Source organism: Schlegelella aquatica (assembly GCF_026013905.1).
Lineage (GTDB): Bacteria > Pseudomonadota > Gammaproteobacteria > Burkholderiales > Burkholderiaceae_C > Caldimonas > Caldimonas aquatica.
In genome coordinates this window covers 636,124-659,223 of record NZ_CP110257.1, presented here as the reverse complement: position 1 = coordinate 659,223, position 23,100 = coordinate 636,124, and the positions used below count along the sequence as shown (strand labels likewise).

Annotated in this window: 18 protein-coding genes; 4 read left to right on the top strand and 14 right to left on the bottom strand. The window is 70.4% G+C overall.

Going from position 1 to position 23,100, the window contains the following annotated elements; genetic code table 11:
• Window positions 1-8: 8 nt before the first annotated feature.
• The 6 genes from OMP39_RS02955 to pcaH all read right to left on the bottom strand — a co-directional run bounded on the left by OMP39_RS02955 (window position 9) and on the right by pcaH (window position 3,915).
• Window positions 9-971, bottom strand: coding sequence for an aspartate carbamoyltransferase catalytic subunit (locus OMP39_RS02955; RefSeq protein ID WP_264894634.1), 963 nt, complete (start codon window positions 969-971; stop codon window positions 9-11).
• Between the two features lie 62 nt (window positions 972-1,033).
• On the bottom strand, window positions 1,034-1,540 hold the full coding sequence (pyrR, locus tag OMP39_RS02950; protein ID WP_264893318.1) for a bifunctional pyr operon transcriptional regulator/uracil phosphoribosyltransferase PyrR: 507 nt from the start codon (window positions 1,538-1,540) through the stop codon (window positions 1,034-1,036).
• Complete coding sequence (gene ruvX / locus OMP39_RS02945; protein ID WP_264893317.1) at window positions 1,537-1,926, bottom strand: Holliday junction resolvase RuvX; 390 nt, start codon at window positions 1,924-1,926, stop codon at window positions 1,537-1,539. The genes pyrR and ruvX overlap by 4 nt, the downstream gene beginning before the upstream one ends.
• A 52-nt stretch (window positions 1,927-1,978) precedes the next feature.
• Window positions 1,979-2,554 (bottom strand): YqgE/AlgH family protein, encoded by a 576-nt coding sequence (locus OMP39_RS02940; protein ID WP_264893316.1) that lies wholly within the window; start codon window positions 2,552-2,554, stop codon window positions 1,979-1,981.
• Between the two features lie 57 nt (window positions 2,555-2,611).
• A complete protein-coding gene (pcaG, locus tag OMP39_RS02935; protein ID WP_264893315.1) occupies window positions 2,612-3,205 on the bottom strand; it encodes a protocatechuate 3,4-dioxygenase subunit alpha in 594 nt (197 codons plus the stop codon).
• The gene (pcaH, locus tag OMP39_RS02930; RefSeq protein WP_264893314.1) at window positions 3,202-3,915 is read right to left on the bottom strand and encodes a protocatechuate 3,4-dioxygenase subunit beta; all 714 of its coding nucleotides are present in this window, start codon (window positions 3,913-3,915) and stop codon (window positions 3,202-3,204) included. Before pcaH ends, pcaG begins: the two co-directional genes overlap by 4 nt.
• A 117-nt stretch (window positions 3,916-4,032) precedes the next feature.
• Here pcaH and OMP39_RS02925 point away from each other — a divergent pair, with 117 nt between their 5' ends.
• Both OMP39_RS02925 and OMP39_RS02920 read left to right on the top strand, forming a co-directional pair.
• The gene (locus OMP39_RS02925; RefSeq protein WP_264893313.1) at window positions 4,033-5,016 is read left to right on the top strand and encodes a LysR substrate-binding domain-containing protein; all 984 of its coding nucleotides are present in this window, start codon (window positions 4,033-4,035) and stop codon (window positions 5,014-5,016) included.
• 172 nt (window positions 5,017-5,188) lie between these two features.
• On the top strand, window positions 5,189-7,264 hold the full coding sequence (locus OMP39_RS02920) for an ATP-binding protein (protein ID WP_264893312.1): 2,076 nt from the start codon (window positions 5,189-5,191) through the stop codon (window positions 7,262-7,264).
• A 177-nt stretch (window positions 7,265-7,441) separates the two neighbouring features.
• Here OMP39_RS02920 and OMP39_RS02915 read toward each other — a convergent pair whose 3' ends face one another.
• Window positions 7,442-13,333 (bottom strand): excinuclease ABC subunit UvrA, encoded by a 5,892-nt coding sequence (locus OMP39_RS02915; RefSeq protein ID WP_264893311.1) that lies wholly within the window; start codon window positions 13,331-13,333, stop codon window positions 7,442-7,444.
• 208 nt (window positions 13,334-13,541) lie between these two features.
• Between OMP39_RS02915 and OMP39_RS02910 the strand changes: the two genes are divergently transcribed.
• Complete coding sequence (locus tag OMP39_RS02910) at window positions 13,542-14,678, top strand: ABC transporter substrate-binding protein (protein WP_264893310.1); 1,137 nt, start codon at window positions 13,542-13,544, stop codon at window positions 14,676-14,678.
• 60 nt (window positions 14,679-14,738) lie between these two features.
• On the opposite strand, the gene OMP39_RS02905 is transcribed toward OMP39_RS02910, so the two are convergent.
• Genes OMP39_RS02905 through OMP39_RS02880 form a run of 6 tightly spaced genes read right to left on the bottom strand, consistent with a single transcriptional unit; the run spans window position 14,739 to window position 20,470 of the window.
• Window positions 14,739-15,578: an alpha/beta fold hydrolase gene (locus OMP39_RS02905; protein WP_264893309.1), complete on the bottom strand. Its 840-nt coding sequence runs from the start codon at window positions 15,576-15,578 to the stop codon at window positions 14,739-14,741.
• A 13-nt stretch (window positions 15,579-15,591) separates the two neighbouring features.
• Window positions 15,592-16,662 carry a branched-chain amino acid ABC transporter permease gene (locus OMP39_RS02900; RefSeq protein WP_264893308.1) on the bottom strand — a complete coding sequence of 357 codons (1,071 nt, stop codon included), beginning with the start codon at window positions 16,660-16,662 and terminating at the stop codon, window positions 15,592-15,594.
• 11 nt (window positions 16,663-16,673) lie between these two features.
• The gene (locus OMP39_RS02895; RefSeq protein WP_264893307.1) at window positions 16,674-17,705 is read right to left on the bottom strand and encodes a branched-chain amino acid ABC transporter permease; all 1,032 of its coding nucleotides are present in this window, start codon (window positions 17,703-17,705) and stop codon (window positions 16,674-16,676) included.
• Between the two features lie 10 nt (window positions 17,706-17,715).
• Window positions 17,716-18,477, bottom strand: coding sequence for an ABC transporter ATP-binding protein (locus OMP39_RS02890; protein ID WP_264893306.1), 762 nt, complete (start codon window positions 18,475-18,477; stop codon window positions 17,716-17,718).
• Entirely contained in the window at window positions 18,474-19,250 is a 777-nt protein-coding gene (locus OMP39_RS02885; protein WP_264894633.1) for an ABC transporter ATP-binding protein, read from the bottom strand. Before OMP39_RS02885 ends, OMP39_RS02890 begins: the two co-directional genes overlap by 4 nt.
• Before the next feature lie 17 nt (window positions 19,251-19,267).
• The gene (locus OMP39_RS02880; protein WP_264893305.1) at window positions 19,268-20,470 is read right to left on the bottom strand and encodes a substrate-binding domain-containing protein; all 1,203 of its coding nucleotides are present in this window, start codon (window positions 20,468-20,470) and stop codon (window positions 19,268-19,270) included.
• A gap of 419 nt (window positions 20,471-20,889) precedes the next feature.
• Here OMP39_RS02880 and OMP39_RS02875 point away from each other — a divergent pair, with 419 nt between their 5' ends.
• On the top strand, window positions 20,890-21,408 hold the full coding sequence (locus OMP39_RS02875; RefSeq protein ID WP_264893304.1) for a DUF2231 domain-containing protein: 519 nt from the start codon (window positions 20,890-20,892) through the stop codon (window positions 21,406-21,408).
• A gap of 38 nt (window positions 21,409-21,446) precedes the next feature.
• Here the strand turns inward: OMP39_RS02875 and OMP39_RS02870 are convergent, their stop codons facing one another.
• Window positions 21,447-23,015 (bottom strand): sigma-54 interaction domain-containing protein, encoded by a 1,569-nt coding sequence (locus OMP39_RS02870; protein WP_264893303.1) that lies wholly within the window; start codon window positions 23,013-23,015, stop codon window positions 21,447-21,449.
• Window positions 23,016-23,100 lie beyond the last annotated feature (85 nt).

The following is a 23,100-nucleotide window of genomic DNA, read 5'->3' as shown; positions in this document are numbered from 1 at the left end:
GCGCTCGTTCAGGCTTCGTTGCCGGCGATGATGGACATCACGGCCATGCGCACGGCGATGCCGAAGGTCACCTGCGGCAGGATGACGCTTTGCCGGCCGTCGGCGACGGCCGAGTCGATCTCGACGCCGCGGTTGATGGGGCCCGGGTGCATCACGATGGCATCGGGCTTGGCGAGCGCGAGCTTGTCGGGCGTGAGGCCGAAGGTCTTGAAGAACTCGCCGGCGCTGGGCAGCATGGCCCCGCTCATGCGCTCGTTTTGCAGTCGCAGCATGATGACCACGTCGGCCCCGCGCAGGCCCTCCTTGAGGTCGTGGCACACGCGCACACCCATCTCCTTCAGGTCGCCGGGCACGAGCGTCTTGGGGCCGACGACGCGCACCTCGGGCACGCCCAGGGTGGTGAGGGCATGGATGTCCGAGCGCGCCACGCGCGAGTGGACGATGTCGCCGACGATGGCCACCGTGAGGTTGGTGAAGTCGCCCTTGTAGTGGCGGATGGTGTACATGTCGAGCAGGCCTTGCGTCGGGTGCGCGTGGCGGCCGTCGCCGGCGTTGACCACATGCACGTGCGGCGCGCAGTGCTGGGCGATCAGGTACGGTGCGCCGGACTCGCTGTGGCGCACGACGAACATGTCGGCGTGCATGGCCGACAGGTTGGCGATGGTGTCGAGCAGGCTCTCGCCCTTGGCGGTGGACGAGCGGGCGATGTCGAGGTTGATGACGTCGGCCGACAGGCGCTTGGCGGCGATCTCGAAGGTGGTGCGCGTACGCGTGGAATTCTCGAAGAAGAGGTTGAACACGCTCTTGCCGCGCAGCAGCGGCACCTTCTTCACCTCGCGGTCGTTGACGCTGAGGAACGTGCCCGCGGTGTCGAGGATGTGGTGGATGATGTCGCGCGGCAGACCCTCGATGGACAACAGATGGATCAGCTCGCCGTTCTTGTTCAGCTGGGGGTTGCGCTTGTAGAGCATGGGGGCGGGGGCGATGGGCGTGGCATGGAAAGCCCCGGTCCCTGCGGCCGAGGCCGGGATGTTCACAAGGCGAGCGTTTCGATGCGGAAGCTGAACCGGCCTTCGTCGTCCCGCGCCAGCGACAGGCGCTGCGTCGCGGGCAGCGAGACGCGGGCTGCGGAATACGCGGGCTCGATGGGCAGTTCGCGCCCGCCGCGGTCGACCAGCACGGCCAGTCGCACGCTCGCGGGCCGACCGAAGTCGAACAGCTCGTTGAGCACGGCGCGCGTGGTGCGGCCGGTGTAGAGCACGTCGTCGATGAGCAGGATGTGCCGCCCCTCGACCTCGAAGGGCAGCTGGGTGTGGTCGGCCCCGCCGGCCAGGCCGCGCGAGCCGAAGTCGTCGCGGTGCAAGGCGCTGGTGATGACGCCGTGCCGCCCGGGCAGCCCCAGATCGCGGTGCAGCCGCTCCGCCAGCCAGGCGCCGCCGGACCAGATGCCCACCAGCGCCGTGTCGTGGCGCAACAGGTGGCGCACGCCCTGTTGCAGGTCCTGATAGAGCGCTTCGGCGTCCAGATGCAGGGTCGTCATGGCATCGTCCGTTCGCGAAAGTACTGTTCGAGGATGAGGCAGGCCGCGCCGGCGTCCGCATCGCGCGCGCCGAGCGAAAGAGCCTCGGTGGTGGTGTAGCGCTCGTCGACCTCGTCCACCGGCAGGCCGTAGCGGCCGTGCAGCTGGCGGGCGAAGCGGCGCGCGCGCAAGGTGTTCTCGTGCGGGGCGCCGTCGGGATGGAACGGCACGCCGACGACGAGCCGGTCGGGCCGCCACTCGGCGATCAGCCGCCCGATGGCGGCAAAACGGGCATCGCCCTGTACCGCGATCGACGGCAGCGGCTGGGCCAGCCGCAAGACGGTGTTGCCCACCGCCACGCCGACGCGCCGGGTGCCGAAATCGAATGCGAGGCAGGTCGAGGGCATCGCGTGTCCCGTCTGACCGATCCAGGTCCTTCGTGGTCGCGGGCCCGCGCCTTCAGGCGTGACCCGCCTCCTGCGACAGCATGCGCGGGTCGATGCCCAGCAGCGCCAAGGCCCGGTCGTAACGCTCGTGGGCCGGGGTGTCGAAGATGATGCTCGGCTCGGCCTGCACGGTGAGCCAGCCGTTGCGCGAGAGCTCGTCCTCGAGCTGGCCCGGCGCCCAGCCGCTGTAGCCGAGCGTCACCAGCACCTTCTTGGGGCCCGCGCCGTTGGCCAGCGCCTCGAGCACGTCCTTGCTGGTCGTCATCTCGAGCCCGCCGGGGATCGCCAGCGAGGAGTTGTAATGGCCGCCCACCGGCTCGTGCAGCACGAAACCGCGCTCGGTCTGCACCGGCCCGCCGAAGTACACCGGCTGCTCGGCCAGGTCCTCGCGGTCGAGCGTGAGGTCCACCTTCTCGAAGAGGTTGCGCAGCTTGATGTCGATGGGCTTGTTGATCACCAGGCCCAGCGCACCCTTTTCGGTGTGCTCGCACAGGTAGACGACGGCACCGGCGAACGTGTCGTCGGCCATGCCGGGCATGGCGATGAGGAACTGGTTGGTCAGGTTGATGCTGGCGGAAGCGTCGGCCATGTGCCGATTCTAGGCGCTACCGCCCGCGGCCCCGGCCGCTCGGCCGGGGCGGGCGCCTCACAGGTCGAAGAACACCGTCTCCTGCGGGCCCTGCATGCGGATGTCGAACCGGTACACGGGGCCGGCGGGCGTGTGCTCCCGGCGGGCGATGAGGGTCGAGCGCCGGTCCGCGGGCACGCTGGCGAGCACGCGGTCCTCGGCGTTGGCCTCGGCCTCGTCCTCGAAGTAGATGCGCGTGAAGGCGTGCGAGAGCATGCCGCGCATGAAGACGATCACCTCCACGTGCGGCGCGTCCCCCGCCCCGCCCGCGCCGGGCTTGACGGTGTGGAAGCAGAACCTCCATTGCGGATCGGTGCCGGTGCCGCAGCGGCCGAAGCCGGTGAAGCCCTGCTTGCGAGCCTCCTCGGCGCTGGTCACCTCGCGGCCGCGCGCGTCGAGCTGCGCGATCTCGATCATCGCGTCGCTGATCGGCTGGCCCTCGCCATCGAGCACCTGGCCGACGATACGGATGTGCTCGCCCTCGGCATGCGGCTCGGCGAGCACCGGCGTGTAGGCGCTGCCGTGGTCGTAGCCGTACTGGCGCGGCGTGAGCCCGTAGGCGAAGTACGGGCCGACGGTCTGCGAAGGGGTCTGGGGCAGTCGCTGGCTCATCGCGGGGCCTCCATCGGCGTTTCGTTCGGGCCGCGCAGGACGATGTCGAACTCGTAGCCCAGCGCGAAACCCGGCTCGGTCACGTCCAGCGTGAAGCGCGAGATCAGCCGATCGCGCGCACCGGCCGGCGTGCCCTGGAAGATCGGGTCGTGGGCCAGCAGCGGGTCGCCCGGGAAGTACATCTGCGTGACCAGGCGGCTGGCGAAGTACTCGCCGAACAGCGAGAAGTGGATGTGGTTGGGCCGCCAGGCGTTGGGGTGGTTGCCCCAGGGATAGGCGCCGGGCTTGATGGTCAGGAACCGATAGCGGCCCTCGTCATCGGTGAGGCACCGTCCCGCGCCGAGGAAGTTGGGGTCGAGCGGCGCGTCGTGCTGGTCCACCTTGTGGATGTAGCGGCCGGCGGCGTTGGCCTGCCACACCTCCACCAGCGCCCCGCGCACCGGGCGGCCGCGCTCGTCGAGCACACGCCCGGTGACGATGATGCGCTCGCCGAGCGGCTCGCCGTTCTTCGCAGCGTTGCGGGTGAGGTCGTGGTCGAGCGGGCCGATCGCATCATGGCCGTACACCGGCGCGCGCAGCTGGCGCAGGTTCTCCCTCAGCGGGATGAGCGGCCGGGTGGGCCCGCGCAACGCGGTGGACTTGTAGTCCGGATAGACGTAGGGCGGATGGCTGCTCCAGTCGCGCGGACTGAGCGGCGGCAGGTCGCACATGGCAGGTCTCCTCGGGTGTCGGCCCCGGGTCGGGCCTCCTTGCACACGACTCTATGCATCAACAATCGTTATGTAAATTGAACTTTCATCAGACTTTCCTTGCCCTATAGTTATCGAATGAACACCGCCCTGCAGCGCGTGCAGCTGCGCCACCTGCACTGCTTCCTGGCCGTCGCCCGCAGCGGCAACCTGCGAGGAGCCGCACAGGCGCTGGCCGTCTCGCAGCCGGCCGTGACCAAGACGCTCGCCGAGCTGGAGGACATCCTGGGGGTGCGGCTGTTCGAGCGCGGGCGCCGGGGCGCCGAGCCGACGGCCGCGGCGCGCGCGCTGTGGCCGCATGCGAGCGCGGTCGTGGCCGGGCTGGCGGAGGCCTTGCAAAGCGTGGGCGGCGCGGCGGAGCACGAGCACCTGGTGCTGGGCGCCCTGCCCACCTTGGCCCCCTCGTTCGTGCCCGCGGTGGTGCAGGCACTCGCAGAGGCGGCGGCGCCCGGGAGGCCGCACCCCGCGTCGGGCGGGCCGCGCCTGCAGGTGCTGACGGACCGCAACCCCACGTTGCTCGAACGGCTTCGGGCCGGCGGGCTCGATGCGGCGATCGGCCGCCTGGCCGAGCCCGACCAGATGGTGGGGCTGAGCTTCGAGCACCTCTATGCCGAGCCGCTGGTGGCCGTGGTCCGACCGGGGCACCCGCTGCTGCGACGGGGCACCGCACCGCCCGGTGACCTGGGTGTGCACCTGTTGGCGCTGCCGCTGCCTGGCACGCTCATCCGGCACTCGGCCGACAGCCTGCTGGCGCGGCTGGGCGTCGGCCCAGCGGCCCGGCAGGTGGAAACCCTGTCGGCGTCGCTCGGCACCGAGCTGGCGGTGCGCGCGGGGGCGGTGTGGCTCACCCCGCTCGGCGCCGCGGAGCCGGCCCTGCAGGATGGCCGGCTGACCCGCTTGCCCTGGCCGCCCGGCGCCACCGACGAGCCGGTCGGGCTGCTGCTGCGCACGGACGCGGCGCCCCGGCCGGCACTGCAGCGGCTGGTGGGCGCCATCCGCGAGCAGGCGGCGCAGCGGCGCGCGGCGCTGGCCGCTGCCCTCGCGGCGTCGGGGAGCGGTTGAAACGGCCGGTGACCTGGCGTGCGGCGCCCCGCGCGGGGCGCTACGATCACGACCGAGGAACAGGAGGGTCGTCGCCGTCGCATGCCACGGCAGCCCCGTCGCGGCGCACAGCCGCCGCACGGGGCGCCGTGGTGGGCGAGGAGCTTCCTGCGAGCGCGCCGTACTTGCTGCCATGGCCACCACGCCCGACCCTTCCGCCTTCGTCCCCGCCGACTCGGATGCGGGGCTGCCGCGGCCTGCAGCGCCGTGGCACCCTACTGCCGCGCCTGCGCTCGTGCCCGAGCAGGCGCCGGCGGTGCTCGTCTGGGCGGAGGCGGGCGACGAACTCCCCGAGCGCTGTGCCGCTTGGACGGCAGGCGCGCCGGTGGCGTGGGTGCGCGGTGCGGACGAACTGCTCGAGCGCCTGCGGGCGCGGCCCGTGGCGGTGGCGCTCGTGCCGCTGCCGATGGCGGACGAGTCGTTCTGCCGGCAGTGGGCGCAGGACCACCCTGCGACCGCGCTCGTCTTGCTGGCCGACGAGGCCTGCCAGGTGCCCGAAGGGCTCAGCCGTGTGGCGTGCGGGGCCGACGACTGCATCGCGCGCCACGACGAGGCCCGCTTGCAGGCGGCCGTCGTGCGGGGCCTGCGGCAACACGGCGTACGCGGCGCGGCGGCCGACACGGCCCGCATGGCAGCGAGCGAACAGCGCTTTCGCCTGCTGGCCGACGCGATGCCCCACATCGTGTGGACGAGCCGTGCCGAAGGGGGATGCACCTACCTCAACGAGCGCTGGTTCGAGTACACGGGCATGCCGCGGCCGGCGCCGGGCACTGTGCTGCTCTCGTGGGCCGAGTACCTGCATCCGGACGACCACGAGGCGACGTTCCGCCGCTGGCGGGAGTGCCTGGCCGCGGGCACGCTGTTCGACCTCGAGTACCGCTTGCGCGGTGCGGACGGACAGTACCGCTGGTTCATGGGCCGGGCGGTGCCGCACCGTGACGCGACCGGCCGCATCGTGCAGTGGTACGGCACCTGCACCGAAATCGAGGACCAGAAGCGCCTCGCCCAGGAGCGCGAGGCGCTGCTCGCGGCCGAACGCGCCGCGCGCTCCGAGGCGGAGCGGGCCGCCCGCATGAAGGACGAGTTCGTCGCGACCTTGAGCCACGAACTGCGCACGCCCCTGTCGGCCATCGTCGGATGGGCCGCGGTCTTGCGGCGGGGCGTGAAGTCGCCCGAGCAGATGCGCCAGGCGATCGACACGATCGACCGCAATGCACGGCTGCAGGCGCAGATGATCGACGAGCTGCTCGACATGAGCCGCATCCTCTCGGGCAAGTTGCGGCTCGACGTGCAGCCGCTCGACATGGTGCGCGTGATCGAGGACGCGATCGACACGGTGCGCCCGGCGCTGGAGGCCAAGGCGCTGCGGTTGTCCACCGTGTTCGGCTCGGCCGGCGTGATCCAGGGCGACCCGGCCCGGCTGCAGCAGGTGGTGTGGAACCTCCTCACCAACGCGATCAAGTTCACCCCCAAGGGTGGACGCATCACGGTGACCTACCGCAAGGTGGGCAGCCACGTGGAGTTGGCGGTGAGCGACACGGGCCAGGGCATCCCGCCCGAGTTCCTGCCGCATGTGTTCGACCGCTTCCGGCAGTTCGATGCTTCGACGACGCGCTCGAAGGGCGGCTTGGGGCTGGGGCTCGCGATCGTGCGGCACCTGACCGAGATGCATGGCGGCCACGTGCACGCCTACAGCGAAGGCGAGGGCCGGGGCGCCACCTTCACCATCACCCTGCCGCTGACGGCGATCCACCCCGCGGAGGCGCACGTCTCGGGCTTCGGCGCGCTCATGCCTGCATGCGGCGAAGGCGACCTGCTCAAGGGCCTGACGGTGCTGGTGGTGGACGACGAGCCGGACGCGCGGGAGCTGTTGCGCCGCGTGCTGGAGGACGAAGGCGCCGCGGTGCGGGAGGCGGCGGGCTGTGCCGAGGCGCTCGCGGTGCTGGACGAGGAGCCCGCCGTGCACCTGATCGTCAGCGACATCGGGATGCCTGGCGAGGACGGCTACAGCTTCATGCGCAAGGTGCGCTCCTCCGGCCGGCCCTATGCGACCGTGCCGGCGGCGGCGCTCACCGCCCTCGCGCGCAGCGAAGACCGCCGGCGCGCGCTCATGGCGGGCTTCCAGACGCACGTCGCCAAACCGGTGGACCCCTCGGAGCTGGTGGCGGTGGTGGCGAGCCTCACCGGGCGTACCGGGCTGGGCGACTGAGGCCCGGCGCTCGGCCGCCCGGAGCCGGGCCGACACCCCCGCGGGGGGTGGGGCGTACGCCCCGGGGGCAAAGACATGAGGCCCGGCGCCCGGCCGCCCGGAGCCGGGCCGACACCCCCGTGGGGGGTCGGGCGTACGCCCCGGGGGCAACGATATGAGGACCGGCCGCGCCGGCGCTCAGCCCACCGTCTCGGCCGGCGCCGGGGTGGGGCTCCTGCCGCCGCGGGCGAGCACCGGTTGCAGCGCGCGGCCGGTGTGTGTGCCGGCTGCCACCACCTGCTCGGGCGTGCCCTGGGCCACCACACGGCCGCCTCCCACGCCGCCTTCAGGCCCCAGGTCGATGACCCAATCCGCTTCGGCGATCAGGTCCAGGTCGTGCTCGATCACGACGACGCTGTGGCCCCCGTCGACGAGGCGGTGCAGCACGCGGATCAGTTTCTCGACGTCGGCCATGTGCAGGCCCACGGTGGGCTCGTCCAGCACGTACAGCGTATGGGGCAGCAGCCCGCGCCGGGCCGTCCCCGCGGGGCGGTCCCCCCCGGGGGGCGGGTCGCCCACGGCGAGGCGGCCGCCACCGAGGTCGCGCACCTTGCTGAGCTCGGTCACCAGCTTGATGCGCTGCGCCTCGCCGCCGGAAAGCGTCGGCGAAGGTTGGCCCAGCGTCAGGTAGCCCAAGCCCACGTCCTGCAGCAGCTTGAGCGGATGCGACACCTGGGGCATGGAGGCGAAGAACTCGACCGCCTCGTCCACCTCCATGTTCAGCACCTCGCCGATGCTCTTGCCGCGCCAGGTGACGGCCAGCGTCTCGGGGTTGAAGCGCTGGCCGTGGCAGACGTCGCACGGCAGCTTCACATCGGGCAGGAAGCTCATCTCGATGGTGCGCATGCCCTGCCCCTCGCAGGCGGGGCAACGGCCGTCGCCGGTGTTGAACGAAAAGCGCGCCGGGCCGTAGCCGCGCGCCTTGGCCTCCAGCGTCTCGGCGAAGAGCTTGCGGATCGTGTCCCAGAAGCCGACGTAAGTCGCCGGGCAGGAGCGCGGCGTCTTGCCGATCGGCGTCTGGTCCACCTCCAGCACGCGGTCCACCTGCTCCCAGCCCTCGATACCCGCGCAGCCCGTCCAGGCGGGCAGGCCTTTGCCGCGGTGGGCGACGATGGCCTGCACGTTGGCGAGCAACACGTCGCGCGCCAGGGTGGACTTGCCCGAGCCGCTCACGCCCGTCACCGCCACGAGGCGGCGCAGCGGCACCTCCACGTCCACCTGCTGCAGGTTGTGCAGATGGGCGCCGCGCACCGCGAGCCGGGGGGTGGACGCCTCCACCGGACGGCGCGCATGCACCGGGTGCTGCAACGGCCGTGCGAGGAAGCGCCCGGTCAGCGACTGCGGATGGCGCGCGACCTCCTCCAAGCCGCCCTGGGCGATCAGGCGCCCGCCGCGGCGGCCGGCACCGGGGCCGATGTCGATGATGTGGTCGGCGCGGCGGATGGTGTCCTCGTCGTGCTCCACGACCACCAGCGTGTTGCCCTGCGCGCCGAGCTTGTGCAGTGCGTCCAGCAGGATGCGGTTGTCGCGGGGGTGCAGGCCGATGGTGGGTTCGTCGAGCACGTAGCACACGCCCTGCAGGTTGGAGCCGAGCTGCGCGGCCAGGCGGATGCGTTGCGCCTCGCCGCCGGACAGGGTGGGCGCGGCGCGGTCGAGCGTGAGGTAGCCCAGGCCCACTTCCTCGAGGAAGGCGAGCCGGCTGCGGATCTCGCTGACCACATCGCGCGCGATCGCCGCCTCGCGCCCCTCGAACCTCAGGCCGTCCACCCAGACGCGCGCTTCGCTGACGCAGCGGGCGGCCACCTGCGCGATCGACTCGCCGCGCAAGCGGATCGCCAGCGACACCGGATTGAGCCGCGCGCCGTGGCAGGTCTCGCAGGGTTGGTCGCTCACGTCCTCCACCTCCGGCTCGGCGAAGGTCTGCTCGCGGCCGCGCTCGTCGCCGCGCTGCATGTCGTCGTACGCCTTGCGTTGCTCGCGCGTGAGCCGCGCGCCGGTGCCGACGCAGTCGGGGCACCAGCCGTGCTTGGAGTTGTACGAGAACATGCGCGGGTCCAACTCCGGGTAGCTCGTGCCGCACACCGGGCAGGCGCGCTTGGTCGAGAACACCTTGAGCGTGCCGATGCCGTCCGTGGACGTGCCCGCGATCATGGCAGCGCGCAGGCCGTCCAGCGGGGCCAGCAGGTGCATCACGCCCTTGCCCAGCTCGAGCGTACGAGCGAGCAGCGCGCGCAGCTCGGCCTCCGCCTCAGCGGTGACGACGAGGTCGCCCACCGGCAGCTCGAGGGTGTGCTCCTTGAAGCGGTCCAGCTTGGGCCAGGGGTCGACCGGCACGAAATGGCCGTCCACGCGCAGGTGCGTGTGGCCGCGGCCCTTGGCCCACTTGGCCAGGTCGGTGTAGAGGCCCTTGCGGTTCACGACCAACGGCGCGAGAAAGCCCACATGCTGGCCCTTGTGGTCGCGCAGGATCTGCGCGGCGATCGACTCGGGCGTCTGCGGGCGCACCTCGGCGCCGTCGTGCACGCAGTGCTGCACGCCCAGTTTCACGTAGAGCAGGCGCAGGAAGTGATAGACCTCGGTCGTGGTCGCCACCGTGCTCTTGCGCCCGCCGCGCGAGAGGCGCTGCTCGATGGCCACCGTGGGCGGAATGCCGTAGACGGCATCCACCTCGGGGCGGCCCGCCGGCTGCACGATGCTGCGCGCGTAGGCGTTGAGCGACTCCAGGTAGCGCCGCTGCCCCTCGTTGAACAGGATGTCGAACGCGAGCGTGGACTTGCCCGAGCCCGACACACCGGTGACGACGCTGAACTTGCCGCGCGGGATGTCGACGTTCATCGACTTGAGGTTGTGCTCGCGCGCATTGACGATGCGGATGACCTCCTCGGCCGCCTGCGCCGCGCGGCGGGCCGCCGTGTGCGCGGTGCCGAGGTAGGTGCCTTCCTGCGCGGCGTCGAGCCCGGTGGGGCGGGGCTCCTGCGCGCGAGGTGCCGCGCCCATCATCGTCTCGTACTCGCGCAGCGCCTGTGCAGTGTGCGAGGTGGGATGGGCACGCACGTCCTCGGGTGTGCCGACACACACCACCTCGCCGCCCGCCTCGCCGCCCTCGGGGCCGAGGTCGACGATCCAGTCGGCCGCGCGGATCACGTCGAGGTTGTGCTCGATGACGATGAGCGAATGCCCGGCCTCCAGCAGCTTGCGCAACGCGCGCATCAGCTTGGCGATGTCGTCGAAGTGCAGGCCGGTCGTCGGCTCGTCGAACAGGAACAGCGTGCCCTTGCGGGCCAGGCCCTGACGGCTCGCCGCGGCGTTCTTCGCCGCCTCGGCAAGAAAGCCGGCGAGCTTGAGCCGCTGCGCCTCGCCGCCGGAGAGGGTCGGCACCGGCTGGCCGAGCGTCAGGTACTCCAGGCCCACGTCGACCAGCGGCTGCAGCGCACGCAGCACCTCGCGATCGTCGCGGAAGAGCTGGGCCGCCTCGGCCACGGTGAGGTCCAGCACGTCGGCGACGCTCAGCGCTCGCCAGCTGCCGTCCGGCAGCGCGCGCTCGAGGTGCACCTCCAGCACCTCGGGGCGGTAGCGCTTGCCGTCGCAGTCGGGGCAGCGCAGGTAGACGTCGGAGAGGAACTGCATCTCGACGTGCTCGAAGCCCGAGCCGCCACAGGTCGGGCAGCGGCCGTCGCCCGCGTTGAAGCTGAACATGCCGGCGCCATAGCCCCTCTGCTGGGCCAACGGCGCATCGGCGAAGAGTTTGCGGATCTCGTCGAAGGCGCCGACATAACTCGCCGGGTTGGAACGCGCGGTCTTGCCGATGGGGGACTGGTCGACGAAGACCGCGTCTTCCAGCCACTCGGCATTGAGCAGCGCATCGTGCTCGCCGGGGGCCTCGGTCGCTTTGCCGAAGTGACGCGCGAGCGCCGGGTAGAGCACGTCCTGCATCAACGTGGACTTGCCCGAGCCGCTGACGCCCGTGACGCACACCAGCCGCTGCAGCGGGAACTCGACCGTGACGTTCTTCAGGTTGTGCTCGCGCGCGCCTTGCAGGATGAGCCTGGGAGTGCTCTCGCTCACCGCACGGCGGATGCCGATGCCGATGCGCTTGCGCCCGCCGAGGTAGGCACCGGTCAGCGTGTCGGCACGGCGCAACTCCTCGGGCGTGCCATCGAAGACGATGCGGCCGCCCTCGCGGCCGGGGCCCGGGCCCATGTCGAGCACGCGGTCGGCCGCGACCATCACCGCCGGGTCGTGCTCCACCACCACCAGCGTGTTGCCCGCGTCGCGCAGGCGGTGCATGGCCTGCACGATGCGGTTCATGTCGCGCGGATGCAGACCGATGCTGGGCTCGTCGAGCACGAACAGCGTGTTGACGAGCGAGGTGCCGAGCGCCGTGGTGAGGTTGATACGCTGCACCTCGCCGCCCGAGAGCGTGCGGCTCTGGCGGTCCAGCGTGAGGTAGCCCAGGCCCACGTCGCAAAGGTATTTGAGCCGTGTGCGGATCTCGTCGAGCAACAGCGCGAGCGGGTCCGCGGAGCGCGCGCCGTCGCGCGCTGCGCCGGTCAGCGCCTCGCCCACGTGCAGACGATCGAAGAAGCGTCTCAGCCGCTCGATGGGCAGCAGCATGAGATCGTGCAGCGACAGGCCCGGCAGCGCCTCCAGTTGCTCGCGCGTCCAGCCCACGCCCACGGGCATGAAGCGCTGGGCCGGCGCCAGCACCTCGTCCGCGTCTTCCTTGGTGCCCAGGCGCCACAGCAGCGACTCCAGCTTGAGGCGTGCCCCGCCGCACGCCTCGCAGGGCGTGTAGCTGCGGTACTTGGACAAGAGCACCCGGATGTGCATCTTGTAGGCCTTGCTCTCCAGGTACTCGAAGAACCGCTTGATGCCGTACCACTGGCGGTTCCAGTCGCCCTTCCAGTGCGGCGAGCCGTGGATGACCCAGTCGCGCTGCGCCTGGGTGAGCTGGCTCCACGCGGTGTCGCGCGGGATGCCGGCCTCGCCGGCGTACTCGAGCAGGTCGTCCTGGCACTCCTTCCAGGCCGGGGTCTGCAAGGGCTTGATCGCGCCGGCGCGCAGCGTCTTGCGATGATCGGGAATCACCAGGCCCCAATCGACGCCGATCACACGGCCGAAGCCGCGACAGGTGTCGCAGGCCCCGATGGCCGAGTTGAACGAGAACATCGCCGGCACCGGCTGGGCGTAGCGCAAGTCGCTGTCGGGGCTGTGCAGGCCGGAGGAGAAGCGCCAGAGCTGCTCCTCGCCGCCCTCGGGCTGCACGTACACGTTGACGCGCCCGCCTCGCTTGAGCGCCACCTCCAGCGCCTCGATGACGCGCACCTTCTCCGTGCCTTCCAGCCTGAAGCGGTCGGCGACGACGTCCAGCACCTTGCGCGGACCGCTGGGCGAGGCCACTTCCCGCTCCGCATGCACGCGGGTGAAGCCGCTGGCCGACAGCCATTGCTCGATCTCCTCGCGCGTGGTGTCGGCGGGCAGTTCGACGGGGAAGGTCACCACCAGCCTCGGCCCGCGCGGGCCCGCGTCGCTCGGGCGCGCACTCGCATCGGGTGCGGACCCCGCGGCCGGCGCCCCGCCCGCGACCATCGCGCGGGTGCGCTCGGCCAGCTCCGCATAGATGGACTCGGGCGTGTCTTCCCTCACCGGGCGCGCCGTCTGGCGATCGAACAAGCGGGCCGCGCGGGCGAACAGGAGCTTCAAGTGGTCGTTGAGCTCGGTCATCGTGCCCACCGTCGAGCGCGAGGTCCGCACCGGGTTCGTCTGGTCGATCGCGATCGCGGGCGGCACGCCTTCCACATGGTCCACCGCGGGGCGGTCCATGCGGTCGAGGAACTGGCGTGCATAGGCGCTGAACGTCTCCACGTAACGCCGCTGGCCTTCGGCATAGAGGGTGTCGAAGACGAGGCTGGACTTGCCCGAGCCCGAGGGGCCGGTGACCACCGTCAGCTCGCCCGTGCCGATGTCGAGGTCCAGGTTCTTCAGGTTGTGCTGGCGGGCGCCGCGGATGCGGATGACACCACTGGTCATGGAGAAGCGTCCTTCGTGAGGTGGGCAAGGATTCTAGGGAGCCCTCCTGTCGGCGCGCTGTCCGGGGCGCGCAAGCCCCTCGTGGCGGTGAGCCGCCGGGCGGGCGCGCAGCGTGACGCGTTGCACGGCGGATTGTGGTTTTCCACAACAGACACGCGGCATGGCGTCACACACTTGCCGCTCCATCACACGAGGAGGAACCATCGCCATGACACCCCTTGCGTCCGCGCCCCGTCGCGTGGCTGCCGGCCTTGCGCTGGCATGCGCACTGCTCCTGTCCGTCGCCCCCGCGGCGGCGCAGATCCGCGTCGGACAACCCTCCGGCTTCACCGGGCCGGTGGCCGCCGGCGTCAAGGAGAACACCGAGGGCGCGCGGCTGTACCTCGACGCGGTCAATGCACGCGGCGGCGTGCACGGGCAGAAGGTCGAGCTCGTGTCGGTGGACGACAAGTTCGACCCCAAGCTCACCGCCGAACTGGGCCGCAAACTGATCGTCGAGCAAGGCGTCATCGCCCTCTTCCTGAACCGCGGCACGCCGCACTCGCAAGCGCTCATGCCGCTGCTCAAGGAGTACCAGATCCCGCTGGTCGCCCCGAGCACGGGCGCCATGCTGCTGCATCAGCCCGTCCACCCCTACATCTTCAACGTGCGCGCCCCCTACCAGCGCGAAGCCGAGAAGGCCGTGCAGCACCTGGCGAGCATCGGCCTCACCCGCATCGGGATCTTGCAGGTGGACGACTCCTTCGGGACCGACGCGGCCACCGGCGCCCTGCGAGGTTTCGAGCGCACGCAGCTCAAGCCGCTCTTCCACGAGAAGTTCGACCGCGCCAACCCCGACATCGCCAAGCTCGCGGCGGCCACCAAGCAGCACGAGGCCCAGGCCGTGATCTTCATCGGCTCGGCCGCCGCGGTCTCCGACGGCACCCGCGCAATCCGGGCCGCGGGCTCCCGCGCCCAGATCGTCACGCTGTCGAACAACGCTTCGGGCGGCTTCATCAAGCAGATGGGCGAACACGCCCGAGGCACCATCGTGACGCAGGTGTTTCCCTCCGAGCGGTCGCTCGCGGCGCCCATCGTGAAGGAGGCGGCCGACCTCGCCCGGGCGCAGGGCATCGCCGAGGTCACGCCAGCGATGCTCGAAGGCTACGCCGCCGCCAAGGTGCTGGTGGAAGGGCTGCGCCGAGCCGGACCCAACCCCACCCCCGCCAAGCTGATCCAGGCGCTGGAGAGCTTGCGCAAGGTGGACATCGGCGGCTTGGAGGTGAGCTTCAGCCCCACCGACCACAGCGGTCTGGGCTACGCCGATCTGTCCATCATCGACGAGAACGGGAAGTTCAGGCGCTGAGGGCCCCACCCGGCGGCGCCACCGCGGCCGGCATCCGGGGGCCGTGGCCCGCGCCTGCCCTCAACCCGCCGCCAGGAACCGCTCCACCAGCTCGAACTGTTCGGGCACGTTGAGCGCGGGGGCGTGGCCGCAGCCGGGGATCGTCACCACCACCGCGCGGGGGCCGCGCACGCGCATCTCCTCGGTCGTCTCGGGCAAGAGCAGGTCCGAATCCTCGCCGCGCAGGCACAACACCGGGATGTCGAGGCTGTCATAGGCCTGCCAGAGGTCGTAGTCGGTCGGGTGATGCACGAACTGCCCCACCATCGCGGGGTCGTAGTGCGTGGTGATGCGCCCGTCGGGCAGGCGGCGCACCGAGGTCTCGGCCATGCGGCGCCACTGCGCGTCCGACAGCCAGCCGTACGGCTTGTACACCGTGCGCAGGAACTGTTCCAGCTCGCTCACGCGCTGGAACGCGGGCGGCTGGCCGGCATAGGCGCGGATGCGCTCCAACGCGGCGTCGGCCAGCTTGGGGCCGTTGTCGTTGAGCACCAGGCGCTGGATGCGCCCCCGCAGCGACGTGGCCGCCGCCAGCGTGCCGATCGCTCCGCCCATGGACGTGCCGACCCACGAGCACCGCTGGATGCCCAGTTGGTCGAGCAGCGAAGTGGCCAGCCGCACGTAGAAGGACAGCCGGTACTCGTTGACCGGGTCGGGACTCCACTGCGAGAGCCCGCGGCCGAGGGTGTCGGGACAGATGACGCGATAACGCGGTGAGAGGTGCTCCGCCAGGTCGTCCATGTCCCTGCAGGTGCGCGCCAGCCCGTGCCACGCCACCACCACGGGCGCCTCGCGCGGGCCCCAGTCGGTGTAGTGGATCTCGCGGCCTTCGCAATCGACGTAGTGTGAGGTGAAGCTCATGACCGAAGCCCCTTCAAGTGCGGCGGGCGCGGGCTTCGCGCAGCTTGCCGACGATGCCGGTGGGAAAGTGATAGACGCACAACACGAACAGCACGCCCAGCCACAGCAGCCAGCGGTCGGGCGAGACGAGTTGCGAGAGCACTGGCACGCCTTCCACGGCCGCGGCGCCCAAGCGCATCAAGTCCTGCAGGTAGTTCTGCGCGACGACGAAAAGGACGCTGCCGATGACCGCGCCGTAGATGGTGCCCATGCCGCCGATGACGACGATGAGCAGGATGTCGAGCATGATCTCGAAGCTGAGCGAGGTGTCCGGCCCGTTGTAGCGCAGCCAGACGGCGAGCATCGCGCCGGCCAGCGTGGCGAAGAGCGCGGCGAGCACGTTGCCCACCGTGCGGTAGACGACCGTGCGGTAGCCGATCGCCTCGGCGCGGAAGTCGTTCTCCCGGATGGCCTGCAGCACGCGGCCGAACGGCGAGTTGACGATGCGCAGCATCAACAGCACCAGAGCCACCGCGATCACGAAGAGCCCGTAGTAGCTGATGATGCGTCCGTCGATCAGTACGCCGAACACTTCCTCTTCGAAGGGCTCGAAGCTCGGACTCAGGACCTCGGGCACACGGAAGGTGAGGCCGTCCTCGCCGCCGGTGAACTCCGACAGCTGCGAGGCGAGCGTCTGGAACGCCGAGGCGACGGCCAAGGTGATCATCGCAAAGAACAGCGCCCGCACCCTCAGGCTAAACAGGCCGATCGCCAGCGACAGCGCCAGCGACAAAAGGAGCGCCAGCCCCACGCCGACCGCCAGCGGCGTCCAACCCTCGCCCAGCCGAGTCGAAGCGATCGCCACGCCGTAAGCCCCGATGCCGAAGAACATCGTGTGCGCGAAGCTGACGATGCCGGTGTAGCCGAGCAAGAGGTCGTAGCTGGCCACCAGCACGATGAAGATCAGGATCTTCGCGGCGACATTGAGCGACTTGCTGCCTGGCAGGGCGAACGGCACCAGCCACAGCGCGAGCACCACGAGCACCAGGGCCGCCGCGAGCCACCGGCTTCGCGGCAGGTCGTGAGAGAGCAGTCGTTGCAGCATGAGGCCTCCCGTCAGCGTGCGGCCACCGGGTAGAGCCCGTTCGGGCGCCACAGCAGCACGGCCACCATGAGCCCGATGTTGGAAAAGAGCGCCACCTTGGGCGCGAGGAAGCCGGTGTAGTTGGCCATGAGCCCGACGAGCAGCGCCCCGACGAAGCAACCGAAGGTCGAGCCCAGGCCGCCGATGATGATCACGATGAAGAGCAGCACGTTGATCTGTGCGCCCATCTGCGGCGTGACCATCTGCTGGTACAGGCCCCACATGACGCCGCCCAGGCCGGCGAGCGCGGAGCCCGCGACGAACACACCGACGAACAGCCGCCGGATGCGGTAGCCGAGGCTTTCGACCATCTCGAGGTCTTGCACACCGGCGCGGATCAGGAGGCCGATCTTGGTGCGGTTGAGCAGGTACAGCATGCCCAGCAGGACGACCGCGCCGATCACCACGGCGACGAGGCGGTACTTCTCGACCGCCGCTTCGCCGAGCAGCACCGAGCCGCGCAGCGCCTCGGGCAGCGGCAACGGGATCTGCTGCGGGCCCCAGATCACCTTGATGAGTTCCTCACCGATGATCATCCCGCCCATGGTGATGAGGATCTGCTTCAAGTGCTGGCCGTAGACGGGCCGCACGACGACGCGCTCGAAGGCGTAGCCGACGGCGCCGGTCACCGACATGGCCACCAGCATGGCGAGAAAGACGGCCGCCAGGTTGGCGGCCAGCGAGGCCGAGCCCGTCCAGTCCGACATGCCGGCCAGCACGCTGGTGGCAACGAAGGCCCCGAGCGCGATGAACACGCCGTGGCCGAAGTTGAGCACGTCCATCAGGCCGAAGACCAGCGTCAGCCCCGAGGCGATGATGAAGACGATCATGCCCATCGCGAGCCCCGCGATGGTGAGCGTGAGCCACGTGGGAGCGGAGCCGACCAGCGGCAAGGCCGCCAGCATGAGCCCCGCCACGAGCGCGAGGGGGACGTAGTCGAACCGGCTCTTGGGCACCGGGGCGGACGCGGCCGGGGCCGCGGGGGTGGCGGTGGCGGCACTCATCGGGCCTCCTTCATTGGTGGGCGGCGAGCGACAGACCGAGCAGGCGGTGCTGCAGCGCTTCGTCCTCGGCCAGCTCGGCCATCGGGCCGCGGTGCACGACGCGGCCGTCGTCCATCACGGCCACGGTGTCGCCCAGCGCCTTGGCCATCGTGAAGTTCTGTTCCACGAGCAGGATCGTCGTCTGCGTGCGCTTGAGCTCGCGGAAGGCACCGATCATGTTCTGGATGATCGCGGGTGCGAGCCCTTTGCTGGGTTCGTCGATCAGCAGCAACTGCCGCGGCTCGACGATGGCGCGCGCCACCGACAGCATCTGCTTCTGCCCGCCCGAGAGCTTGCCCGCCGGGTGGAGCCAGAACTTCTTGAGCGCCGGAAAGAGCGTGAAGATCCACTCCAGGCGGGTGGTGTCGATGTCGTCCACCGTGCGCGCCTGGCGTGCCGCGAGCAGCAGGTTCTCCTTGACCGAGAGGTCGCCGAAGATGCCCATGCTCTCGGGCACGTAGGCGATGCCGCGCCGTGCGATCTCCGGTGTGGGCAGCGTCGCGCCCTTGCCGCCGATCGGCTGGCCGTCGAAGCGGATGCGGCCCTCGCGCGCAGGCCACAAGCCCATGATCGTGCGCAGCGTGGTCGTCTTGCCCGCACCGTTGCGCCCCAGCAGCATGGTCACCTGCCCGCGCGGCACCTCGAAGTCCACGCCGTGCAGGATGTGGTACTGGCCGATGTGCGTGTGCACGCCCTCCAGGCACAGGAGCGGTTCGTCGCGCAGCGTGCTCATGCGGCCTCCTCGATCGGTGCGTCGGCTGCCGACACTTCGAGGCCCAGGTAGGCGCTTTGCACCACGGGCAGGCTCATCACCTCGGCGGGCGGCCCGTCGGCGAGCAACTGGCCCTGGTGCAGCACGAGGATGCGGTCGGCCAGCTCGCGCACCACGTCCATCTTGTGCTCGACCAGCAAGATGGTCTTGTCGCGCCGCTCTTTCAGCGCCCGGATCAAGTCCAGGATCACCGGCACTTCGTCCACGCTCATGCCCGCCGTCGGTTCGTCGAACATGTAGACCTTCGGGTCCAGCGCCATCATCAGGGCCACCTCCAGCTTGCGCTGGTCGCCGTGCGGCAGGCCGGCCGCGGGCAGTTCGGCTTTGTCGGCCAGGCGCACGGCCTGCAGCACCTGCATCGCCTCGTCGATCAGCTCGCGCTGGTCCAGCCACACCGACAGCAGCTTCATCGCGCCGCCGTGGCGCGACTGCACCGCCAGGCGCACGTTCTCGAGCACCGACAGACGTGGGAACAACTGCGTGAGCTGGAAGGCGCGGCCCAGGCCGCGCCGGGTGCGCAACGGCGCGGGCAAGGCGGTGACGTCTTCCCCCTCCAGGTGCACGGAGCCGCTTGTCGCCTTGAGCTGCCCGGAGATGAGGTTGAAGTACGTCGTCTTGCCCGCGCCGTTGGGCCCGACGATGGCCGTGAGCGTGCCCGCATGAAAGGCCGCGCTCACGCGATCGACCGCCACGTGCCCGCCGAAGCGCACGGTGAGGTCGTGGGTCTGGAGCACCGGTTCCACGGCGGGTGTCAGCGCTTGTTGCGGATGGGCACCTGCATCTCCTCGGGCTTGATCTCGCGCACGAGCTCGGGCACGCCCCAGGGGAAGGCGGGGTCCACCTTGATCTTGAAGTGGTACATCGACTGCATGGCCTGGTGGTCCTCGGGGCGGAAGGTCATCTCGCCCTTGGGGGTCTGGAAGCGCATGCCTTCCATCGTCTTGATCAGCTTGTTGGTGTTGGTGTCGCCGTTGGTCTTCTTGAGCGCCTCGACGATGGCGATGCCCGCGCTCATGCCGCCTGCGGTGAAGAAGTCCGGCGGGGTTTGGAACTTCTTGTAGTGGTTGGCGACCAGCCACTCGTTGACCGGGTTCTTCGGGATGCCGAAGTAGTAGTAGGTGGCGCCTTCCATGCCGGGGAAGTTCTTGTAGGCCGCCATGGCGGGCAGGATGTTGCCGCCGGTGGCGATCTCGATGCCGTGGCGCTTCAAATCGAGGTCGGCGATCTTGAACGGATTGCCGGCGCCCGCCCAGATGATGAAGATGACCTTGCGGCCCGGCTTGTCCTTCAGCGCGTCGATCAGGCGCTGCGCCCCGGCGGTGAAGTCGGTCGTGTTGGTGGGCAGGTACTCCTCGTGCACCAGTTTGGCCTTCTTGAGCGCCTGCTTGAAGGCCGCCACGCCGTCGCGGCCGAAGGCGTAGTCCTGCGCCAGCGTGGCGATCACCGTGCCTTCCTTGTCGAGGGCCACCGCGTTGGAGATCGCATCCTGCGAACTGTTGCGGCCGGTGCGGAAGATGTACTTGTTCCACTTCTCGCCGGTGATGGAGTCGGCGACCGCGGGCTCGACCAGCAGGATCTTCTTGTACTCCTCGGCCACCGGCAGCATCGCCAGCGCCACGCCCGAGGAGGTCGGGCCCACGGCGATGTCGGCCTTGTCGTCGCCGTACGCGGCGGCGAGCAGGCTCTTGCCCACGTCGGGCTTGCCCTGGTCGTCCTTCTCGATCACGACGATCTTCTTGCCCGCCACGGTCATCGTGCCGCCGGTGGCGTACTCCAAGCCCATCATCAGGCCGGTCTGCGTCTGCTTGCCGTAGGCCTCCAGCGGCCCGGTCTTGCTATAGACGTGCGCAATGCGGATTTCCTTGGCGGACTGGGCGAAGGCCCCGGCGGCCAGAACAGAGGCGGTGGCGGCCACGAGGCCGAGGAAGGCGCGGCGAGCGTAAGGCGCGTGCATGCAGGTCTCCTAGGTGTGCGGCGGGCTCCTCGAGCCGCCTGTCCCGCGCCGCGCTGGCGAACTGCCAGAGCGACGGCGCACAGACTGCAAGGCCCATGCCACGACCCGGGACTCGGCCCAAGTACTTGAAAGCCTTGGAGATTCCGGCAAGAGCCCCGGCGCCCGCGGCCTCGACCCTTCTTTCCGCTGTCCGGGACACCCACAGCGTTTACCCGGAAGATCTGTCCGGAAGCCGGACAACTGTTCATTCATCGGACACGCGGACGCGCGGCCCGGCACGGCCTTGCGGGCCGGGGTCGGAGCGGGAGGGCCGGGCTGCGCAGAAGATCGGGCCGCGGTGCGCCGGCTCGGCGTTTGCTCGGCTGTCACAGGCCCCGCCGCAGCGGCGGGGCTGGTTTGGGCCATGCAAGGAGGCTGGAATGGAAAGTCGCGTCAAATTCATGGGTCACCCGGTGCACCAGCAGTTGGTGATCTTCCCGCTCGGGCTGCTGGCGACCGCCGTGATCTTCGACGTCGTCTACCTCGCGTCCCGGATGCCCGAGATGGCCATCGTCGCCTATTGGCTCATTGCCGCCGGCTTGATCGGTGCCGTGGTGGCGGCTCCGTTCGGCGCGCTCGATTGGACGAAGATTCCCCGCGGCACGCGGGCCAAGCGCATCGGCGCACTGCACGGCGTGGGCAATCTGATCGTCTCACTGCTCTTCCTCGCGAGTTGGCTGCTGCGCCCCGCGCCGCCGGCCGGGCCGGAGATCGTGGCGATGCTGTTCTCGTTCGCAGGGGCCGCCCTGGCGGTGGTGACGGGCTGGCTCGGCGGCGAGCTGGTCGACCGCCTCGGCGTGGGCGTGCACGAAGGGGCGCACCTCGACGCGCCCAGCTCGCTCGAGCAGCCGGAGCTCACGCCGGCGCAGGAGCGCCGGGCTGCGTCGTTGCACCGGTGAAGGGAGTGGCCGAGGGGCGGCCGTCTCGTGCGGTGCCCTCAGCCGCGCAGACCGTGGGCCGCGAGCTTCTCGTACAGCGTCGCGCGTGAAATCCCGAGCAAGCGCGCGGCGGCCAGCTTGTTGCCTCCCGTCTTGCGCAGCGCGGCGGTGATCGAGCGCCGCTCCAGCTCCGCGATCGCTTGCGGCAGCGGCTGGAGTTCGCTGCCGGCCGGCCCCGCCGCCGTCGATACCGCGGGCTCGATCTCTCGGTCCTCCGGCTGGGCAGCACCCCTTGCGCCGCTCCCGTGCAGCTCGGGCTGCACAGTGCCCGGTGCCTCGATCGGGGCACCCGCTTGCACACCGCCCGCGCGCAGGGCACGGCGGAAGTGCCGCGCCTCCAGGCGCAGGTCGTCGGTCATCATGATGACCTGCTCCAGCACGTTGCGCAGCTCGCGAATGTTGCCGCGCCAGGGATGCGACCGCAGCAGCGCGTAGGCCTCGGCCGTGATCTCGCGATGCGGCATCCCCGTGCGACGGGCGATATCGTCCTCCAGGGCCTCCACCAGCGCCTCCAGGTCGGCCAGTCGGTCTCGCAGCGCCGGCAGGCGAAGGGGCACGACGTTGAGTCGGTAGTAGAGGTCCTCGCGGAACTTGCCCTCGGCCACCAGCCGCGGGAGGTCGCGGCTCGTGGCCGCGATCACGCGCACGTCCACCCGGATGACGTGATTGGAGCCCAGCGGCTCGATCTCCTGCTCCTGCAAGGCGCGCAGCAGCTTGGCCTGCAACGGCAAGGGCATGTCGCCGATCTCGTCCAGAAACAGGGTACCGCCATCGGCCAGCTTGAACTTGCCGTCGCGGCCCTTGCGATCGGCCCCGGTGTAGGCGCCCGGAGCCACACCGAAGAACTCGGCTTCCAGCAGCGTGTCGGGCACGGCCGCGATGTTCACGCCGATGAACGGTCGCCCCGCGCGGGAGGAGGCCGCATGAATGGCATGGGCGAGCAACTCCTTGCCCGTGCCCGTCTCGCCGAGCAGCAGGACGGTGCTGTCCGTCTGCGCCACGCGCCGGGCCTGGCGCTTGACCTCCAGCGCCTGCGGGCTCGAGCCGATGTAGCTCGCGAAGGTGTACTTCGGGCGCCGGTGCTCGGCCAGCTGCTTGCGCGCGTCGTCGAGCTCCTGCTGCAGCCGCGAGAACTTCTTCATCAGCGGCTGCATGGTGCTTTCGGGGTGGGCCATCAGCACCAGGCCGAGCGCCCCGATGACCACACCGGCTTCGTCACGCAGCGGGATGCGGCTGACGAGGAAGGTGCCGGCCTTGTTGGTGAGCAGGTCCACCAGAATGGGACGCCCGGTGCGCAGCACCTCGCGCATCAGGGTGTTGGGCACCACCTCGTCGACCGCATGGCCGACGAAGTCCGACTCGTGCTGAAACCCCAGCGCGGGCAGGAACTGCTTGTAGCCCTCGCTGATCCACACCACGCGGCCGTGGCGGTCCACCAGCATCATCCCCTCGGCCGTCTCGGCGAACAGCTGAAACATCGAACGGGCGGCCAGTTCGAAGACGCTGCGCGCATCGCGCGGCAACTCGCTGGAGACCGCCTCGGGGTCGAACACGGAAGTGACGCTCATTCGGCTCATGCTAGCCCCTCGGTCCGCCCCGTCCATCCGGGACAACCGAGGGCCCGGTGCCCGGGGGACGGCCCCGGGGAACGGT

Excerpts from the sequence above, each read along its gene's own strand:
- OMP39_RS02955 (WP_264894634.1), bottom strand. The coding sequence starts at position 971 with ATGCTCTACAAGCGCAACCCCCAGCTGAACAAGAACGGCGAGCTGATC.
- pyrR (WP_264893318.1), bottom strand. The coding sequence starts at position 1,540 with ATGACGACCCTGCATCTGGACGCCGAAGCGCTCTATCAGGACCTGCAA.
- ruvX (WP_264893317.1), bottom strand. The coding sequence starts at position 1,926 with ATGCCCTCGACCTGCCTCGCATTCGATTTCGGCACCCGGCGCGTCGGC.
- OMP39_RS02940 (WP_264893316.1), bottom strand. The coding sequence starts at position 2,554 with ATGGCCGACGCTTCCGCCAGCATCAACCTGACCAACCAGTTCCTCATC.
- pcaG (WP_264893315.1), bottom strand. The coding sequence starts at position 3,205 with ATGAGCCAGCGACTGCCCCAGACCCCTTCGCAGACCGTCGGCCCGTAC.
- pcaH (WP_264893314.1), bottom strand. The coding sequence starts at position 3,915 with ATGTGCGACCTGCCGCCGCTCAGTCCGCGCGACTGGAGCAGCCATCCG.
- OMP39_RS02925 (WP_264893313.1), top strand. The coding sequence starts at position 4,033 with ATGAACACCGCCCTGCAGCGCGTGCAGCTGCGCCACCTGCACTGCTTC.
- OMP39_RS02920 (WP_264893312.1), top strand. The coding sequence starts at position 5,189 with ATGGCCACCACGCCCGACCCTTCCGCCTTCGTCCCCGCCGACTCGGAT.
- OMP39_RS02915 (WP_264893311.1), bottom strand. The coding sequence starts at position 13,333 with ATGACCAGTGGTGTCATCCGCATCCGCGGCGCCCGCCAGCACAACCTG.
- OMP39_RS02910 (WP_264893310.1), top strand. The coding sequence starts at position 13,542 with ATGACACCCCTTGCGTCCGCGCCCCGTCGCGTGGCTGCCGGCCTTGCG.
- OMP39_RS02905 (WP_264893309.1), bottom strand. The coding sequence starts at position 15,578 with ATGAGCTTCACCTCACACTACGTCGATTGCGAAGGCCGCGAGATCCAC.
- OMP39_RS02900 (WP_264893308.1), bottom strand. The coding sequence starts at position 16,662 with ATGCTGCAACGACTGCTCTCTCACGACCTGCCGCGAAGCCGGTGGCTC.
- OMP39_RS02895 (WP_264893307.1), bottom strand. The coding sequence starts at position 17,705 with ATGAGTGCCGCCACCGCCACCCCCGCGGCCCCGGCCGCGTCCGCCCCG.
- OMP39_RS02890 (WP_264893306.1), bottom strand. The coding sequence starts at position 18,477 with ATGAGCACGCTGCGCGACGAACCGCTCCTGTGCCTGGAGGGCGTGCAC.
- OMP39_RS02880 (WP_264893305.1), bottom strand. The coding sequence starts at position 20,470 with ATGCACGCGCCTTACGCTCGCCGCGCCTTCCTCGGCCTCGTGGCCGCC.
- OMP39_RS02875 (WP_264893304.1), top strand. The coding sequence starts at position 20,890 with ATGGAAAGTCGCGTCAAATTCATGGGTCACCCGGTGCACCAGCAGTTG.
- OMP39_RS02870 (WP_264893303.1), bottom strand. The coding sequence starts at position 23,015 with ATGAGCGTCACTTCCGTGTTCGACCCCGAGGCGGTCTCCAGCGAGTTG.